Below are 17,433 nucleotides of genomic sequence, written 5' to 3' on the forward strand. Positions count from 1 at the left end.
TTCTCTATATTAATATTCAATCGTAATGATTGGTGTTCCAACTACAAGGGTAGTCTTTCCGCCCAATCCTTGCGTTCTTAATCCAATTTGTAAATTCATCTCATCATTGTTGCTTTCAATCGACCCGGCAAACATTGGAGAATACGCCGATGCTGATATAAAAGAACTTTCTTTTAATGACTCAATTTCCTTTGCATCAAAAGCTTTCATCAATTCATTTACATTATCAGGCAAAGTCTTTTTCATCTTATCACCGAAGTCGCCTTTAATACAAGAGAAAATTGTGGCATTTCCACGAAATATGTCGGAGAGCTTATCGGAAAGTTCTTCCTTGAGGAAGGTCTCCGTTTCCTTCCCCCAGCCATGGCCTGTGGCCTCATAAATTAAATACGTATGAGCCTTGCCATTTGTGAGGGTCGAAAGGATTTTTATGCTCTCTTTTTTATTTCCGTCTGCCTGGAAAACCGCTGAAAACTCGGCCTTATCCTTGCTGGAGCTTGATGTCCACTCCCAATCCGGATAATCTGCCTTCAATTTCCCGGCAAGCGTTTCGGCGTCCCGAAGATTTTCGACATTTTCCATATTTTTTCTTGCATGGATCGTCCAGTCCTGAATCAAAATATCTTTGTTTTGAAGAACCGCGGCCATAGTCAATAGGTCATGCTTTCCGATAGCTACAGTCGTCTTATTCCCAAGGTTTATAGTGACAAAACCAATAATGGCGATAATTGCAAAATAAAGTGTGAACTTTTTCATCTTGTATCTCACTCCCCTTATTACCATTGTTGCCAAGCTGGGAGAGAGCATACCAGGGAAAAGTCGTCACTTTTTGACAAGTGCAGAAGCCGGAAAGTTCACAATATGTTTATACGTGACTTTTTTCACAAAAGTGCGCATATGTATTTGCAGCAGGCAAGCTGCTGACATACAAAAAGATTTTACTAAGATTCCTGCTGGAATGGAACATGCGTGAAGACCTATATTTCGCTTTTGGCGTCATTTTACTCAACTTTTATTGAAGAATGAGCGGCAGCTGCTGCGACCATAGCAGATAATCGAGGAAAAAATTGCTGACAATCGATCCGATGACAACCGAAAGCATGACGAACAGCACTCTTGCCTGGAACACATGATGGGCTCTCAGGAACTTTTCATAGTTGACTGACTGCAGTGCCCACCAGGCAATCCCGATGAAAAACAAGTGTGATATGATGCTTATTAATGCCTGCTGGCCGAAGCCTGAAATCATTTGGCAATCCCCCTAGAAACTTTCATTCAGTACTTAGATTGTAGCACCTATTGCCATGTAAATACATTGGCTGGCGCATATTACTTCCCGAATGGCAGACGAAGCGGATGCCTCCTTTCATTTGACGTAAGCTCCCCCGCAAAGGTTTCACACTTTTAAAGAAAAAATAAAAAAGAAGCTGGCGCTTTCCACCAGCCTCCTTTTCTTCTCATTGAAGAAAATCAGCAAATTGATTGAAGTTGTTCTGCAGGAAATCAATGGCCAGGTTCGGCAGGATTCCGAACACAACGACTGCACAGGCGCAAATGCCAATGACAATGGATACGGAAGCTGGCTGGGCCGGCTTCTCCTGGTCTGCGGCAGGCCGGAAAAACATCTGCGTCAGGATCCCAAAATAATAATAGTAGGAAACAACGGTTGCAGCGATCATGATGGAAACGAGCACATAGTGTGCCGGTTCTGTCATCAGGGCGCCTGTGATGATATTGAGCTTTCCGATAAATCCTGCGGTCCCGGGAATCCCCGCTAAAGAGAGGATGAATATCCCCATCGCAGCAGCAAGCATAGGCGACCTTCTGTAAAGGCCGGAAAAGATGCTGATGTCCTCAGATCCTGCTTTTTCAGAAACAGCCTGGATGACCGCAAACGCGCCAAGGCTCATCAGCAGATAGGCGCCGAGATAGAACCACAGCGAGTCAAACATAAACACCGATGCAGCGGATATGGCAACGAATATGTATCCGGCATGGGCGATGCTTGAGTACGCAAACAGGCGCTTGATATTCCGCTGCCTCAGGGCGACCACATTCCCAACAATCATCGTGGCGCCTGCGAGGAAGGCCATATAGTCCTGGACCTTGATGATGAGCGGCAGTGACCCCGGTCCTTCTGACGGTGCAGACAGGGCAACGACGAGCACCACCCGTGCGATCAGTACAAACCCTGCTGTTTTTGATACCACACTCAGGAAAGCGGTGACCGGAAGCGGTGCACCCTGATAAACGTCCGGCGCCCACATATGAAAAGGCACAGACGCAATTTTAAAAGCGAGACCTGTCAGAATCATGAAAAAGGCAAGTCCGACAAGATACAGATATTGAGAACCAGTGATGGATGACAGTGCCAGGCCGATTTCCTTCAAATTGGTCGTTCCGGCAATTCCGTACAAATAGCTCATCCCAAACAAGGTGATTGCAGTGGAAATCCCGCCATTGATAACATATTTCATGGCCGATTCATTGGACTGCAGATTCCTTTTTTGCATGCCGGCCAGTATATACGAGGAAATCGACAGCAGCTCGAGCCCTGTGAAAAGGGTGATCAGATCACCGCTTGAAGACATCATCATCGCCCCAAGAAGCGCCGTCAGAAAGAGATAATAAAACTCTCCCCTGTATTCCTCGAGCCCCTCTTTCCCTCTAAATCCGAGGGCGAGCAGCATGACAAAAGCAGAGCCAATCAGCAGCAGGAGCTTGAAAGCCTTGGCAAATGAATCGAGGCGGAAGGTGTCAAAAAGTATGGATTCCGTCCCGCTTCCCAGCAGGCCAAGGAGGGCTGCCATTGCACCAAGGATGCCGGCTAACGCAAGCCAGCCAAGGATTTGCCTGTTCTTTTTAGAGGGCATGAACAGATCTATCAGGGTTAAAATGGCTGTGCTGCCGAGGATGATGAATTCCGGCGTCATCAGCAGCCAATTATATGAAAGCAATGTTTCCAGATCCATCCTTCATCACCCTCCCATTCCTGGCAAAATCGTTTCGAGCATCGGCTGGAGCGGCGCGCTGATGGCGAGCGGATACACGCCGATCAGGACGATGGCCCCAACCAGGATCACCGCCGGCACCAGTTCCAATGCTTTCAGGTCCGCAGTGTTCCCGTAGTCGGACCGCGCTTCCCCGAACGTCATTCCAAGGACTGCCCTCAGAAGATAGACAGCTGTCAGAATGATGCCCAGTGCGGCAATCGCAGCCACTGCTGGCCGGTTTTCAAAGAGGCCGAGAAAGGCCATGAATTCACTGATAAATCCTGACATGCCGGGCATGCCGAGCGAAGCCATTGCCCCGGCGAGCAGGAAGCCGGCCGCAAGCGGCATCTGCCGGGAAAGACCGCCAAGCTTCTTGATGGAGGAGGTCCCGACCCGCTCATATAAAGCACCGACAAGATAGAACAAGAGCGCTGAGATCAGTCCGTGGGACACCACCTGAAAAATCGCGCCCTGGACGCCTGCTTCATTTAATGCCCCCAATCCGATTAAAACGATCCCCATATGGGAAATAGAAGAGTAAGCGAGCACTTTCCTGAAATCATCCTGGATAAAAGCAAGGAATGCCCCGTACAGAAGATTGACTGCACCCAGTATGCTAATCAGCAGACCGAGCTGCTGGAATTGCTCCGGAAAAATCCCGAGGCCAAAACGGATAAGGCCGAAAGCACCGATCTTCAGCAGGATTCCCGCATGCAGCATAACAACCGAAGGAGGCGCCTCTGCATGGACACGGACCATCCAGCTGTGAAGCGGAAAAATCGGCAGCTTGACTCCGAATGCAATCAGCAAAGCAATGAAAAGTCCCAGCTTCAGTTCCTCAGAAAATGGCGAAATAGCCTGTGCTCCCCCTTGCATCACGAGCTGGAGCTCGTCAATATTGGCTGTTCCGGTTCTCGCAAATAAAACAATGAACACGATCAGCAGGATGGCAGAGCCGAGGCCATTATAAATCAGAAAGCTGAAGGCTGCTTTTTCTTTTTCAAACAATCCCCACTTCCCGATCAGAAAGAACATCGGGATGAGCGTTATTTCAAAAAACAGGAAGAACAAAAACAGATTCTCTGCGGCGAAAACGCCAAGCATCCCCGTTTCCAGCAGCAGGAAAAGCATAAAATAACCTTTCCATTCTTTAGTGATCCGGAATGATGCAGCCGCAGCGAGTAAGGCAAGCAAGCTGGTGAGCAGCACCATGATCATTGAGAAGCCATCAGCACCGAGTTCATAGCCGATTTTAAAATAATCGCCTACAAGGTCAGGATGGCCAAACTGGAACCAGTCTGCTCTTTCATCCAGCTCCTCCAGCTCTGCCCCTGAATGATACATAAAATAGGCAGCGAGAGAGAGAATGGCAGCCGGCAGGGTTGCGGCCAGCCCTATCCACTTTATCGCCTTTTCTTTTGCTTTTGGCACAGCCAAGAGCACAAGCAGCCCTGCTAAAGGGGAGAACACCAGTACAGATAGATAATACGGAAATGTCATTTAAAGAACCCCCCTGTCAAAGCAAAAACAGCAGTCAGGATGGCCAGGCCAATAAAGGCAGCGGCCCCATATGTCTGTACCTGCCCATCCTGGAGCCTGGAGCCTGCTTTTCCAAGTCCCTGTACAGCAGAACCGATTCCCTTTACAGCTCCTTCTACTATGAAAGTTTCAATATAATGAAGGAAAAGGCTGAACACCTTCATTCCCTGTACAATGCTGAGCCGGTAAAATTCGTCCACGTAAAATTTATTCAGCAGGATGCTGTGAACGGCAGGCATATAGCTGCTGAGCCAGGTGCGCGATACCGTCCTCCTGCCGTACATCAGCCAGGCAAGAAGTATGCCGGCAAGCGACACGGCAGTCGCGGCAATCATGATCCAGACAGGCACCTCAATATGGCCGTGCCCCAGCAGATCATTGCCCTCTGTCAGCCAGTCGCCCAGGAAGGTACCAAACCAAGGGGTATTCACATAGCCTGCAAAAACAGCGAGGAATCCCAGAACAAGCATCGGGAATGTCATTACACCCGGCGATTCATGAACGTCATCTGTTTTCGTCCGCGGCTCTCCGGCAAACACCATGAAGAACAGCCTGAACATATAAAAGGCGGTGAAAAATGCGGCCAGCAAGGCAAGCCAGAACAGGACCGTATTTCCGTGTACCCAGGCAGACGCCAGTATTTCATCTTTGCTGAAGAAGCCTGAAAAGAGCGGAACCCCGCTGATGGAAAGTGTCCCGATCAAAAAAAGCGGCCCGGTCAGCTTCATTTTTTTCCACAATCCGCCCATCTTCTCGATATCCTGTGTATGAACAGCATGGATGACGCTCCCTGCCGCAAGGAAAAGAAGCGCCTTGAAAAATGCGTGTGTCATCAGGTGGAACACTCCGGCCGTATAGCCGGCCGAGCCAAGGGCAAGCATCATATAGCCGAGCTGGCTGACAGTCGAATAAGCAAGCACCCTCTTGATATCCTTCTGAACAAGACCAATGAGGGCGGCAAAGACCGCTGTCCCCCCTCCAACAACTGCGACCGTGAATAATGCTGTTTCACTGGCTGCAAATAGTGGAAAAAGTGCAGCGACCAGATACACACCCGCCGCCACCATTGTTGCAGCGTGGATGAGTGCAGAAACCGGTGTCGGCCCTTCCATTGCATCGGGTAGCCATGTATGGAGCGGGAACTGGCCAGATTTTCCGACGGCCCCGATAAAAATCAGGATCGCTGTCAGCGTAATCATACCTTCAGAAATGCTTCCCCCAGCGACAGCAGCGAATATCTCATCATACTCAAAGCTTCCTGTCTGCCAGAATAGCAGAATGAGGCCGATCAAGAGGCCGACATCGCCGATCCTTGTCATGATGAAAGCTTTCTTTGCGGCCTGCTTTGCTTCATTTTTATAAAAATAGAAGCCGATCAGCAGGAAGGAGCCGAGGCCGACAAGCTCCCAGAAAATATAAGTCTGCAAGAGGTTGGGCGACAGGACCAGTCCAAGCATGGCAAATGTGAAAAGCCCGAGGTACGCATAATAAATATGGAATCTCCCGTCCCCGTGCATATAGCCTTTTGAATACATATGTACAAGAAAACTCACTAGTGACACAATGATCAGCATTAAAGCGTTCAATTGATTGACTTCATATCCCGCTGTGATCTGCAGTCCGCCGATTTTGAGCCAGATTCCTTCCGCCTTGAAGCTCGGGGAGGACAATCTGTCAAACAGGACGAACAGAGATAACACAAAGGAGGCAAGACTTAAGATCATCCCGAAGTAGGCGCTCGCTTCCTTGAGCCTCCTGCCGAAAAGCAGGAGTATGACAAATGATAACAGCGGGAAAAGCGGTATGATCCATGCACTTTCCATCAATATCACGATCCCCTTTGGCACACCGGAACCCGGCGTGCTGGATGGAGGCCGGCAGCAGGCAGCATGTATCCATGCTTCTGCCGGGCATAGCCTCTTTCTATCTGCTTGTTATGTTCCAGCGGAAATCCGCTGATTTTCCCTAAGAGCTAATGTTTCATCGTATCCATTTCATCAATATTGACAGTCCTGCGGCTGCGGTAAAGCGAAATGAGGATAGCAAGGCCGACTGCCGCTTCGGCAGCGGCAACCGCGATGGCAAATAAAGCGAAAACCTGCCCGGTGATCGACGGGACCATCCCATATTTGCTGAAGGCGACAAGATTGATATTGACTGCATTCAGCATCAGCTCGATGGAAATGAGGACGATGACAGTATTCCGTTTTGTAAGCGCACCGTACAATCCGATGCAAAATAAGATGAGTGCCAGCGCAAGATAAGCTGAAACAGGTACACCGGTCATCTTTCATCCCCCTCCGTTTCATCATCTTCCTTCCTCGCCAGGACAATGGCCCCGACTAAGGCGACCAGGAGCACCACTGATGTCAGTTCAAACGGAATGACAAATTCGGAGAATAAGCTGATCCCGATTTGCTCTGTATTGTTTTCATGAAGCAGTGCCTCCTGCTCCGGAAACTCCAGGTTATAGATGCCGATATACACACTGAAGGCAAAGGCCAGGATGGCCAGAAACAATAGAATCCTGCGCAGGCGGCCGGCTTTCTGCTCACTTTGGTCATGATGGCGGGTAAGCATGATGCCAAACAGCATAATGATCGTGATGGCACCCGAGTAAATCAGAACCTGAACCACGGCAATGAACTCTGCAGATAAGAGGATATAAATGCCGGCAATGCTGATAAAAGTAAAGACGAGTGCGACCACCATATGGACTACCTTTTCCAGGTTGATCAGAAGGATCCCCCCTGTCACCGCAGCAATGGCCAGCCCCACAAAGGCAAGCAGCTCTCCTGAAAATGTCATGCTTTATTCACCTGCCGTATGTTTTCATCATTTTCATCGAGCCATTCGAGGTTCTTGAACAGTTCATCCCGGCTGTATTCTGCCAGCTCGAAGTTATTGGTCATGATGATTGCTTCGGTCGGGCATACCTCTGTACATAAGTCGCATAAGATACAGATCTCAAAATTGATGTCATAGGTGTCAATGATCTTCCCCTTTTTCGCAGGGTCGGGATGCTTCTTGCCTGTCAGCTGGATGCAGTCGGTCGGGCAGATATTGGCGCACTGATTGCAGACGATGCATTTTTCCGGATAGAATTTCTGGATGCCCCTGAAACGGTCCGGGAGCGGCAGCGGCTCTTTCGGATAATTATAGGTGACTTTTTTTCTTGCCAGATTACTAAGGGTATATTTGAGTCCCTTTGCCAGTCCCAGCATGCTTTTTCACCCTTTCTATCAGTCTGGTATATAAACGGCATTCCCGGCATCTGTGCCGGGCTGCATGTTTAGAAGTATTTAATCAGCTCTTTAATGATCGCGGTCAGGAATATATTTGCCAGGGCAGCCGGCAGCAGCACCTTCCAGCCGAACTCCATCAGCTGGTCTGCACGGATGCGGGGGAAGGTGACCCTGAACCAGATGAGCAGGAAGACGACCATGCTGAATTTAAGGGCAAACCAGACTGCACCGGGAATGAAGCCAAGGAATGGCAGCGGAAGCCAGCCCCCGAGAAACAGGACAGTGGTCAGGGAAGCCATTGCAAAAAAATACACATATTCCGCCAGCATGAAAAATGCCCAGCGAAACCCTGAATATTCTACATGAAATCCTGCGACCAGCTCTGATTCCGCCTCCGGGAGATCAAACGGAGCCCGGTTCAGCTCGGCTGTAGAGGCGATGATGAAGATGATGAACGCGACCGGCTGCCAGATAATGAACCAGCCGCCCCGCTGCGCCTCTACTATCTCATTGAGATTCAGGCTTCCTGTCAGAAGCACGATCCCAAGCACAGACATGACGAGGGGGATTTCATAGGAAATCATCTGTGCGGCCGCCCTCATGCCGCCGAGGAGCGCATATTTATTATTGGATGCCCATCCTCCGGTTACGATTCCGATCGTCGTCAAACCGGAAATGGCAATATAGTAGAGCAGCCCGACGCCGATGTCGGCAAACTGGAATTTATCTGTGAACGGGATGACTGCCAGGACCATAAAGGCCGGCGTAAAGGCAATGACCGGCGCAAGGATGAACAGCGGACGGTCCGCCAGCTTCGGGATGGTGTCTTCTTTCAACAGCAGCTTCAGCACATCTGCCACTGTCTGCAGCAGGCCCCATCGCCCTCCGACCTGGTTAGGCCCCTGCCTCAGCTGCATAAAGCCCATTACTTTCCGTTCTGCCAGGATGGCATAGGTGACAAACCCGAGCACGACAAGCAGAAGAACAGCCGCAAGCGCAAAAAAGATGCCAAAGTTCAGAAGGCCGGGTTCTGAACGGAGCAGTTCGTTTACCATCAGCCGTCCACCTCCCCTAGTACAATATCAATCGCTCCTAAAATAGCGATCAGATTGGCGATATTCTCCCCCACCAGGAGCTTGGGGAGTATCTGAAGATTATAGAAAGACGGCCTCCTGAATTTCAGGCGGTACGGCTCTTTTTTCCCGTTGCTGGCAATATAGCAGCCGATCTCGCCGCGCGGCGATTCAATCCTTACAAAGGCTTCGCCCTTCGGCGCTTTAATGATTTTCGGAACCTTCGCCATGAATTCTCCATCCTGCGGGAATTGCTCTGCTGCCTGCTCCAGTATTTTGAGGGACTCTTCTATTTCCTCAAGCCGGCAATGATACCTGGCCCATGCATCCCCGCCTTCCCGGACAGGCACATCGAATTGGAAGCGGTCATAAATGGAGTACGGCTCATCTTTGCGAAGATCCCATTTGACGCCTGTACACCTGAGATTGGCGCCGCTCAGCGAGTAGCTGAGCGCCTCCTCTTTCGTATAAGTCCCCACACCTTTTACACGGTTCATGAAGATCTCATTTCCTGTGACGAGGTCATGATAGCCTTTCAGCTGCTCCCTCATATAAGGGATAAATTCTTTGACCTTCTCAATCCAGCCTTCAGGAGCATCCCATTTGACGCCCCCGACCCTCATATAGTTAAAGGTAAGCCTGGCCCCGCTCAGCTCGTTCAGCATATTGATGATCATTTCCCGTTCGCGGAAAGCGTACAGGAAGGGACTTACCGCCCCGATATCGAGCAGATAGGTTCCCCACCATACCAGGTGGCTTGCGATCCTGCCGAGCTCCATCGAGATGACGCGCAGATATTCTGCCCGCTCCGGAATTTCAATGTTCATCATCGTTTCCACCGCATGGACGATCACATAGTTATTCGTCATGGCAGCAAGATAATCCATCCTGTCTGTATAAGGGATGATTTGTGTATACTGAAGATTTTCGGCCAGCTTTTCCGTTCCTCTGTGCAGATAGCCGATGACAGGCTTTGCTTCTTTAATGATTTCTCCGTCTATTTTAAGGACGAGCCTGAAAACACCGTGTGTACTGGGGTGCTGCGGCCCGACGTTCAGGAGCATTTCCTCTGTTCGCAGCATCGGCTACACCTCCACATCATAGGGTTCATAATCTTTTCGGAGCGGATGGCCGATCCATTCTTCCCCGAGCATGATCCGGTACAATCCTGGATGGCCCTTGAAGCTGATGCCAAGCAGGTCATACGCTTCGCATTCCGGCCAGTTGGCCCCCGGCCACAAAGCTGCCAGCGACTCTATGACCGGGTCTGAACGGTCTATCTTTGTCTTCAATGCAACCGTCTGGCTGTTTTTATAAGAGTACAAATGCACATAAATCTCCATATGGGTTTCAAAGTCGGTGCCATGAAGCTCGGAAAGATAGTCAAAGCCCAGCTGTTCGTTATAGCGCAGGAACTCTGCAATCCTGAAATATGTATCCTGCCTTGCGACAAGAGTCGGAACGTCTTTCGAAAGCCTATTAATATAGGAATCTTCCAATACATCCCCTCCGAGATGCTCTTCAATTACCTTTTTGTACAAATCAAGGAAAGGCTGATTTTTCGAAGGCTGCTGCTCCGCCCCAGGCTCTGCGGACGCCTTTGCTCCTGCCGCAGCCCTCGCTTTGGCGGCTGCTGCGGCTTTTGCCTTGGCTGCGGCAATAGCTTTGGCTTTTTCATCATCACCGCCTGCTCCTGAAGTTTTTGCGGCAGCAGCGGCTTTTGCTTTGGCTGCGGCCGCTGCCTTCGCCTTAGCGGCTGCAATAGCTTTTGCCTTTTCGTCATCTGTGCCAGACTCGCCTGCTTGCTTTGCCATAGCTGCCGCTTTTGCCTTTGCCGCGGCGGCTGCCTTGGCTTTGGCAGCTGCGGCGGCTTTCTTTTTCGCAAGGTCTTCTTCTATATCCTCGGAAGCGGAGTTCTCTTCTTTGGCTTCCTGTTCCTTGGCTTTCATTTTTGCAAGGGCTGCGGCCTTCGCTTTGGCGGCTGCTGCGGCTTTCTTTTTCGCAAGGTCTTCTTCTATATCCTCGGAAGCGGAGTTCTCTTCTTTGGCTTCCTGTTCCTTGGCTTTCATTTTTGCAAGGGCTGCGGCCTTTGCTTTGGCGGCTGCTGCGGCTTTCTTTTTCGCAAGGTCTTCTTCCATTTCTTCAGAAGCGGAGTTCTCTTCTTTGGCTTCCTGTTCCTTGGCTTTCATTTTTGCGAGAGCTGCGGCCTTCGCTTTGGCGGCTGCGGCGGCTTTCTTTTTCGCAAGGTCTTCTTCTGAGTCTGATGCTTCCTTTATTTCAGCCTGTTCAGCTGCACGCTGTTCTTCAAGGCGCTTTTTGGCGATTGCTTTGGCCTTTTCTGCTGCCTCTTTCTTCAGCTGCTCTTTATCCTTTTCATCGCCCATTGGTCTAGATCACCCGCTTCCCGGTCTTTGCTTCGTAACGGATTTTTTCTTTAAGCTTGTTGATTCCATAGATCAGAGCTGCCGGATTTGGCGGACAGCCTGGTATGTATACATCCACCGGGACGATCTGGTCGACACCTTTAACAACCGAATAAGACTTAACATAAGGCCCGCCGGCCGTTGCACAGGAACCCATGGCAATGACCCATTTGGGCTCAGGCATTTGATCATACAGGCGGCGGACGATCGGCGCCATTTTTTTCGTAACAGTCCCGGAGACAATCATGACGTCCGACTGGCGCGGTGAGGTTCGGAAAAATGAGCCGAACCGGTCCAGGTCATAGTGGGAAGAACCCACTCCCATCATTTCGATTGCACAGCAGGCAAGACCGAAAGTCATCGGCCATAGAGAATTGCTTCTGGCCCAGGCTTTGATTTGTTCAAGTGTGGCCATAAATACATTACGCTGCAGCTCCTGCATTTCTTCCGGTGTGATATCCTCGAGCTTCAAGTCCATTTGAGCACCTTCTTCTTCCATGCGTAGATTAGTCCGATGACCAGCATGATGGTAAAAATGAGCATTTCAATCAGGGCAAATATTCCGAGTTTTTCATAGGCGACAGCCCAGGGGTATAAAAATACGGTTTCAACATCGAAGATGACAAACATGAGGGCAAAAATATAATAGCGGACATTGAACTGTACCCTGGAATCATGGAATGGTTCAATCCCGCTTTCGTATGTGGTGTACTTTGCTTCTGACGGCTTGTGGGGGCGAAGGAGCTTCCCCATGAATAATGCTATGACAGGAAGCAGGACACCAAGACATAGAAATACAAAGACAATTAGATAGTTATTTTGGTATAAGTTCAGCAAATCCATGTCTTTCCCTCCTAAAACATGTGAATTTTCAAAACTTTTAGAAATGTAATCGTTATCATTATAGCATCGTTGGTTTTTACTGTCGATAAAGCTTATGTATTATTTGGAAATATTGAGGCCCTTGTACATTTTACGCAGAATCGTTGGAGTTATGACCTATGTTTTTCTGATATAGGGACTGTGGGGTTAGTTAATAATAAAATAGTTGAGGGCTTATTCTTAAGGAGAGTGGATTTGTGCTGGTAATGGGGCTGTTGATTTCCGTTGCGGCACTTCGCTTTCCGCGGGGGGAAGTTGAGCCTCCTCATGCTTGCGCGCTGCAGGGTCTCAGCCCTGCCGCTATCTCCCACAGGAGTCTTGCCTTCCACTGCAATCAACAGGGGTTTTTATAATTTTTATGGATTCATGACGAAAAATAAGCGGAGAAATTTCCCTTATTCTTGAAAAGTCTCTAAAAATGGCTAAAATAGACGGAGAAATTCCGGTTATCGACTCAAAAAACAGGAAAATGGGCAACTTCTCTCTTCTTAACCGGAAATTGTCCGCTTAATTACTCCCACCCGTGCCATATTCAGCAGCTTAACCGGAAAATCTCCGCTTATTTTAAGGCTTGCTGGACACTCGAATAGGGATAAGATTTCCTGTTTTTTTTAACCATTCCTTCACTATCTTGCCGCCGCATTAGCTGAAAAAGCCTCTCTTTATACAATATAAGCCAAAATAAAAACCCCCGGCACATGACCGGAGGTTTTTATAATTATATTCTTCTTTCAGCAACTGAAATACGGTTGACTGCCCTTTGGAGGGCTAGTTCGGCCCGTTTGGCGTCAATGTTGTCGCGCTTTTGATCGGCGAGGCGCTGTTCGGCGCGGTTTTTTGCGCTTTTGGCACGCTCGATGTCGATTCCTTCTGATTGCTCAGCGGATTGCGCTAGGATCGTTACTTGATCCGGACGGACTTCGATGAAGCCGCCATTGACTGCCAGGAATTCAGTATTTCCGCCATTCTTCAGGCGGACGGCTCCAATTTGCAGCGGTGCGACCATTGGAATATGTCCAGGCAGGATGCCAAGCTCGCCGCTTTGAGCTTTGGTGCTGACCATGTCCACATCTGATTCGTACACCGGGCCATCGGGAGTAACAACACTGACTTTGATCGTCTTCATTTTTTACCCTCCTGGTCCGAAATTAGACCTCTACGCCCATGCTTTTCGCATTTTCAAGCACGTCTTCGATCGTTCCGACAAGACGGAAAGCATCTTCTGGAAGATGGTCGTATTTGCCTTCAAGAATTTCTTTGAAGCCTTTGACAGTTTCTTTAACTGGAACATAAGAACCCTTCTGGCCAGTGAACTGCTCGGCAACGTGGAAGTTCTGTGATAGATAGAACTGGATACGGCGTGCACGGTGTACAACAAGCTTATCTTCGTCAGAAAGCTCATCCATACCGAGGATCGCAATGATATCCTGAAGTTCTCTGTAACGCTGAAGCGTTGATTGAACCTGACGCGCTACTGAGTAGTGCTCTTCTCCAACGATTTCCGGCGACAGTGCGCGGGAAGTTGAAGCAAGAGGATCCACCGCAGGGTAGATACCCATCTCAGAAAGCTTACGCTCAAGGTTAGTTGTTGCATCCAAGTGAGCGAACGTTGTTGCAGGAGCCGGATCCGTATAGTCATCGGCTGGTACATAGATTGCCTGGATGGAAGTAACAGAACCTACGTTAGTAGATGTGATACGTTCCTGAAGGCGTCCCATTTCTGTTGCAAGTGTCGGCTGGTAACCTACCGCTGAAGGCATACGGCCTAACAGGGCGGAAACCTCAGAACCTGCCTGTGTGAAACGGAAGATGTTATCCATGAAGAAAAGAACGTCCTGTCCTTGGTCATCACGGAAGAATTCAGCCATTGTCAAACCTGTAAGGGCAACACGCATACGTGCTCCTGGCGGCTCGTTCATCTGGCCGAATACCATTGCTGTTTTCTTGATAACGCCTGAGTCGGTCATCTCGTGGTAAAGGTCATTACCTTCACGTGTACGCTCGCCGACACCGGCGAATACGGAGATACCGCCGTGCTCCTGGGCGATATTATTGATCAATTCCTGGATCAGAACGGTTTTACCTACACCGGCACCACCAAAGAGGCCGATTTTACCACCCTTGATGTAAGGTGCAAGAAGGTCTACTACTTTGATTCCAGTTTCGAGGATTTCAACCTCAGTTGAAAGCTGCTCGAATTTAGGTGCTTCCCTGTGGATGGAGTCGCGGCGGATGCCGGCTTCAAGTGCCGGATCCAGGTCGATTGTTTCACCAAGTACGTTGAATACACGTCCAAGAGTGATATCCCCAACAGGTACAGAGATAGGTGCACCAGTGTCAGTAACTTCTGCTCCGCGGGTTAATCCGTCGGTAGAAGCCATGGCAATAGTACGAACTGTATCATCACCTAAGTGAAGGGCAACTTCAAGGGTTAAGCTGATTGCAACTTCAGATTCGTTACGCGCAGGGACTGAGATTGTTAATGCATTGTAGATTTGCGGAAGCTCGCCGCTGTCAAACTTTACGTCAACAACCGGACCCATGATTTGAAGAACGCGTCCTTTGTTCATCATTTTCCCTCCTAATATTTCAATTCAATAGAGGATTGCGCCTGGCATGATATCAGTCGGGCGTCTCTATCTTGCCTTGCCTGTGCTGTAAGATGCAGCTGCTTTGGCGCCATCAGCAGTGAAGACACTTAAGCAGAAGCTTCTAAAAGCAGCCAGGGCCGGCATTTATTATTCCAGCGCTGCCGCGCCGCCGACGATTTCGGTAATTTCCTGGGTAATGGCCGCCTGACGCGCACGGTTGTAGCTGAGGCTAAGCGAATTGATAAGCTCCTTCGCATTATCCGTCGCACTCTGCATGGCTGTCATGCGGGCCGCGTGCTCACTGGCCTTGCTGTCCAGAAGAGCGCCATAGATCAGGCTTTCTGCATATTGCGGAAGAAGGACTTCCAGAATATCTTCTGCAGAAGGCTCGAATTCATAGGATGTAAGCTTTCCGCCGGAAGAAGAGATATCCGTAAGCGGGAGAAGTTTCTTCTCTGTTACATCCTGCTGGATTGCACTGACATAATGGCTGTAATAAATATATAGTTCATCAAATGTTTCGTCTGAAAACATCCCTACCGTTTTGCCGGCAATATCTTTGATTTCCGCAAAAGCAGGCTGGTCCGCAACTGCCACGATATCCAGAATGACGTTCATGCCGCGCTTCCTGAAGAAATCGCGCCCAATGCGGCCGATGGCGATGATTGCGTACTCATCATTTGATTTATGGCGTTTTTGAATGGTCTGGTATACAGTCCGCAAGATATTGCTGTTGTATGCCCCGGCCAATCCGCGGTCGGAAGTGATGACTAGGTATCCTGTCTTTTTAACGGGACGGGATGTCAGCATCGGATGGGATACATCAGTGCTGCCCAGTGCGATGCTGGCAGTCACTTCCTGGATTTTTTCCATGTAGGGAACGAATGACTTAGCATTCATTTCTGCACGGTTCATTTTTGCCGCAGATACCATTTGCATGGCCTTTGTGATTTGGCTCGTCTTCTTTGTAGAAGTGATCCTATTTTTTATATCGCGCAATGATGCCACAGGTTCTCACCACCCTTTTCAAAGAATGTCAGGCTGAGAGCCTGCCCGCTATGGAGCAGCCCCGCCAGCGCTTCTATTGTCAGACCTTTAACAGCGATATCCATCCTCAAGGGAAAAAGCCTGAATCAGGCTTTTTCTGCTTGGGACCTGCGCTATTACTCGGTTACTGCGAAAGTCTTTTTGAAGCTGTTGATCGCAGAAGCCATATCATCGTCAGCAGGAAGCTCTTTCGTCGATGCGATATGGTCTAACAAATCTTTCTTGTTATGGTCAAGCCATGTAAGGAATTCAGCTTCGAAACGGCGGACGTCCTGGACAGGGATATCGTCTAGGAAGCCGCGTGTCAATGCATACAGGATGGCTACCTGCTTTTCAACCTTAAGCGGCTTGTTAAGATCCTGCTTCAGTACTTCAACTGTACGGGCACCGCGGTTAAGCTTGGCTTGTGTTGCTTTATCAAGGTCAGAACCGAACTGGGCAAATGCTTCAAGCTCACGGTATGATGCAAGGTCCAGACGCAATGTACCGGATACCTTTTTCATCGCTTTGATCTGTGCAGATCCGCCGACGCGTGATACAGAAAGACCAGCGTTGATCGCAGGGCGTACGCCTGAGAAGAACAGGTCAGACTGAAGGAAGATTTGTCCGTCCGTGATAGAGATAACGTTAGTTGGAATGTATGCTGATACATCCCCTGCCTGTGTTTCGATGAAAGGAAGTGCAGTGATGGAACCTGCGCCCTTCGCATCGCTCAGCTTTGCAGCACGCTCAAGCAGGCGGCTGTGCAGGTAGAATACATCCCCTGGATATGCTTCACGTCCTGGAGGACGGCGCAATAATAGTGAAAGCTCACGGTAAGCAGCCGCTTGTTTTGTAAGATCATCATATACGACAAGAACGTGCTTGCCATTGTACATGAATTCTTCACCGAATGTTACACCTGCATATGGAGCAAGGAACAATAGCGGAGCCGGCTGGGATGCAGAAGCAGTAACAACGATTGTGTACTCTAATGCACCTGTCTTGCGGAGCGTTTCTACTGCATTACGGACAGTAGATTCTTTTTGTCCGATAGCTACATAGATACATACCATATCCTGGTCCTTCTGGTTCAGGATTGTATCGATGGCAACGGAAGTTTTACCAGTCTGGCGGTCACCGATGATAAGCTCACGCTGTCCGCGTCCGATTGGCACAAGGGCGTCGATCGCTTTGATACCAGTCTGCAGCGGCTCATGGACGGATTTACGGTCCATAACGCCTGGTGCAGGGCTTTCGATCGGACGTGTTTTTGTTGTGTTGATCGGCCCCATGCCATCAACAGGCTGTCCAAGCGGGTTGACTACGCGCCCGATCAGCTCAGGCCCGACAGGAACCTCCATGATGCGGCCCGTACGGCGGACCTCATCTCCTTCACGGATTTCAGTATATGGGCCAAGGATGATAATACCGACGTTATTTTCTTCAAGGTTTTGTGCCATACCCATAACGCCGTTTGAAAATTCAACAAGTTCTCCAGCCATGACATTGTCGAGGCCATGAGCACGGGCGATACCGTCACCGATCTGGATAACTGTACCTACATCACTCACTTGAATTTCCGACTGATAGTTTTCGATCTGCTTTTTTATCAGCGCACTGATTTCTTCAGCTTTGATGCTCATGAGTTTCACCCCTAT

General features: G+C 49.4%; 17 protein-coding genes. All 17 read right to left on the minus strand.

Features of this window, described 5'->3' with window-relative positions:
• Window positions 1–9: 9 nt before the first annotated feature.
• The 17 genes from AC4E8B_RS22930 to atpA all read right to left on the minus strand — a co-directional run bounded on the left by AC4E8B_RS22930 (window position 10) and on the right by atpA (window position 17,418).
• Window positions 10–756: a YwmB family TATA-box binding protein gene (locus AC4E8B_RS22930; protein WP_490215805.1), complete on the minus strand. Its 747-nt coding sequence runs from the start codon at window positions 754–756 to the stop codon at window positions 10–12.
• Between the two features lie 256 nt (window positions 757–1,012).
• Entirely contained in the window at window positions 1,013–1,249 is a 237-nt protein-coding gene (locus AC4E8B_RS22935; RefSeq protein WP_490215806.1) for a DUF1146 family protein, read from the minus strand.
• Between the two features lie 208 nt (window positions 1,250–1,457).
• Window positions 1,458–2,972 (minus strand): NADH-quinone oxidoreductase subunit NuoN, encoded by a 1,515-nt coding sequence (gene nuoN / locus AC4E8B_RS22940; RefSeq protein ID WP_490215807.1) that lies wholly within the window; start codon window positions 2,970–2,972, stop codon window positions 1,458–1,460.
• A 6-nt stretch (window positions 2,973–2,978) separates the two neighbouring features.
• On the minus strand, window positions 2,979–4,493 hold the full coding sequence (locus AC4E8B_RS22945; RefSeq protein ID WP_490215808.1) for an NADH-quinone oxidoreductase subunit M: 1,515 nt from the start codon (window positions 4,491–4,493) through the stop codon (window positions 2,979–2,981).
• Window positions 4,490–6,355 (minus strand): NADH-quinone oxidoreductase subunit L, encoded by a 1,866-nt coding sequence (nuoL, locus tag AC4E8B_RS22950; RefSeq protein ID WP_490219857.1) that lies wholly within the window; start codon window positions 6,353–6,355, stop codon window positions 4,490–4,492. The genes AC4E8B_RS22945 and nuoL overlap by 4 nt, the downstream gene beginning before the upstream one ends.
• A gap of 149 nt (window positions 6,356–6,504) precedes the next feature.
• Complete coding sequence (gene nuoK / locus AC4E8B_RS22955) at window positions 6,505–6,819, minus strand: NADH-quinone oxidoreductase subunit NuoK (protein ID WP_009792646.1); 315 nt, start codon at window positions 6,817–6,819, stop codon at window positions 6,505–6,507.
• Entirely contained in the window at window positions 6,816–7,340 is a 525-nt protein-coding gene (locus AC4E8B_RS22960; protein WP_490215809.1) for an NADH-quinone oxidoreductase subunit J, read from the minus strand. The genes nuoK and AC4E8B_RS22960 overlap by 4 nt, the downstream gene beginning before the upstream one ends.
• The gene (gene nuoI / locus AC4E8B_RS22965; protein WP_009792644.1) at window positions 7,337–7,756 is read right to left on the minus strand and encodes an NADH-quinone oxidoreductase subunit NuoI; all 420 of its coding nucleotides are present in this window, start codon (window positions 7,754–7,756) and stop codon (window positions 7,337–7,339) included. Before nuoI ends, AC4E8B_RS22960 begins: the two co-directional genes overlap by 4 nt.
• A 68-nt stretch (window positions 7,757–7,824) precedes the next feature.
• Window positions 7,825–8,832: an NADH-quinone oxidoreductase subunit NuoH gene (gene nuoH / locus AC4E8B_RS22970; protein ID WP_490215810.1), complete on the minus strand. Its 1,008-nt coding sequence runs from the start codon at window positions 8,830–8,832 to the stop codon at window positions 7,825–7,827.
• A complete protein-coding gene (locus AC4E8B_RS22975) occupies window positions 8,832–9,932 on the minus strand; it encodes an NADH-quinone oxidoreductase subunit D (RefSeq protein WP_490215812.1) in 1,101 nt (366 codons plus the stop codon). Before AC4E8B_RS22975 ends, nuoH begins: the two co-directional genes overlap by 1 nt.
• A 3-nt stretch (window positions 9,933–9,935) precedes the next feature.
• Complete coding sequence (locus tag AC4E8B_RS22980) at window positions 9,936–11,234, minus strand: NADH-quinone oxidoreductase subunit C (RefSeq protein ID WP_490215813.1); 1,299 nt, start codon at window positions 11,232–11,234, stop codon at window positions 9,936–9,938.
• A 4-nt stretch (window positions 11,235–11,238) separates the two neighbouring features.
• Window positions 11,239–11,751, minus strand: a complete 513-nt coding sequence (locus AC4E8B_RS22985; protein ID WP_490215814.1) for a NuoB/complex I 20 kDa subunit family protein — start codon at window positions 11,749–11,751, stop codon at window positions 11,239–11,241.
• A complete protein-coding gene (locus tag AC4E8B_RS22990) occupies window positions 11,742–12,116 on the minus strand; it encodes an NADH-quinone oxidoreductase subunit A (RefSeq protein ID WP_490215816.1) in 375 nt (124 codons plus the stop codon). Before AC4E8B_RS22990 ends, AC4E8B_RS22985 begins: the two co-directional genes overlap by 10 nt.
• A gap of 757 nt (window positions 12,117–12,873) precedes the next feature.
• Entirely contained in the window at window positions 12,874–13,281 is a 408-nt protein-coding gene (locus AC4E8B_RS22995; protein WP_490215818.1) for a F0F1 ATP synthase subunit epsilon, read from the minus strand.
• 22 nt (window positions 13,282–13,303) lie between these two features.
• The gene (gene atpD / locus AC4E8B_RS23000; RefSeq protein WP_490219858.1) at window positions 13,304–14,725 is read right to left on the minus strand and encodes a F0F1 ATP synthase subunit beta; all 1,422 of its coding nucleotides are present in this window, start codon (window positions 14,723–14,725) and stop codon (window positions 13,304–13,306) included.
• A 168-nt stretch (window positions 14,726–14,893) separates the two neighbouring features.
• On the minus strand, window positions 14,894–15,754 hold the full coding sequence (locus AC4E8B_RS23005) for a F0F1 ATP synthase subunit gamma (RefSeq protein ID WP_490215819.1): 861 nt from the start codon (window positions 15,752–15,754) through the stop codon (window positions 14,894–14,896).
• A 155-nt stretch (window positions 15,755–15,909) separates the two neighbouring features.
• A complete protein-coding gene (atpA, locus tag AC4E8B_RS23010; protein ID WP_490215821.1) occupies window positions 15,910–17,418 on the minus strand; it encodes a F0F1 ATP synthase subunit alpha in 1,509 nt (502 codons plus the stop codon).
• Window positions 17,419–17,433: the final 15 nt, after the last annotated feature.

Source organism: Bacillus sp. SRL543 (assembly GCF_984799205.1).

Excerpts from the sequence above, each read along its gene's own strand:
- AC4E8B_RS22930 (WP_490215805.1), bottom strand. The coding sequence starts at position 756 with ATGAAAAAGTTCACACTTTATTTTGCAATTATCGCCATTATTGGTTTT.
- AC4E8B_RS22935 (WP_490215806.1), bottom strand. The coding sequence starts at position 1,249 with ATGATTTCAGGCTTCGGCCAGCAGGCATTAATAAGCATCATATCACAC.
- nuoN (WP_490215807.1), bottom strand. The coding sequence starts at position 2,972 with ATGGATCTGGAAACATTGCTTTCATATAATTGGCTGCTGATGACGCCG.
- AC4E8B_RS22945 (WP_490215808.1), bottom strand. The coding sequence starts at position 4,493 with ATGACATTTCCGTATTATCTATCTGTACTGGTGTTCTCCCCTTTAGCA.
- nuoL (WP_490219857.1), bottom strand. The coding sequence starts at position 6,355 with ATGGAAAGTGCATGGATCATACCGCTTTTCCCGCTGTTATCATTTGTC.
- nuoK (WP_009792646.1), bottom strand. The coding sequence starts at position 6,819 with ATGACCGGTGTACCTGTTTCAGCTTATCTTGCGCTGGCACTCATCTTA.
- AC4E8B_RS22960 (WP_490215809.1), bottom strand. The coding sequence starts at position 7,340 with ATGACATTTTCAGGAGAGCTGCTTGCCTTTGTGGGGCTGGCCATTGCT.
- nuoI (WP_009792644.1), bottom strand. The coding sequence starts at position 7,756 with ATGCTGGGACTGGCAAAGGGACTCAAATATACCCTTAGTAATCTGGCA.
- nuoH (WP_490215810.1), bottom strand. The coding sequence starts at position 8,832 with ATGGTAAACGAACTGCTCCGTTCAGAACCCGGCCTTCTGAACTTTGGC.
- AC4E8B_RS22975 (WP_490215812.1), bottom strand. The coding sequence starts at position 9,932 with ATGCTGCGAACAGAGGAAATGCTCCTGAACGTCGGGCCGCAGCACCCC.
- AC4E8B_RS22980 (WP_490215813.1), bottom strand. The coding sequence starts at position 11,234 with ATGGGCGATGAAAAGGATAAAGAGCAGCTGAAGAAAGAGGCAGCAGAA.
- AC4E8B_RS22985 (WP_490215814.1), bottom strand. The coding sequence starts at position 11,751 with ATGGACTTGAAGCTCGAGGATATCACACCGGAAGAAATGCAGGAGCTG.
- AC4E8B_RS22990 (WP_490215816.1), bottom strand. The coding sequence starts at position 12,116 with ATGGATTTGCTGAACTTATACCAAAATAACTATCTAATTGTCTTTGTA.
- AC4E8B_RS22995 (WP_490215818.1), bottom strand. The coding sequence starts at position 13,281 with ATGAAGACGATCAAAGTCAGTGTTGTTACTCCCGATGGCCCGGTGTAC.
- atpD (WP_490219858.1), bottom strand. The coding sequence starts at position 14,725 with ATGAACAAAGGACGCGTTCTTCAAATCATGGGTCCGGTTGTTGACGTA.
- atpA (WP_490215821.1), bottom strand. The coding sequence starts at position 17,418 with ATGAGCATCAAAGCTGAAGAAATCAGTGCGCTGATAAAAAAGCAGATC.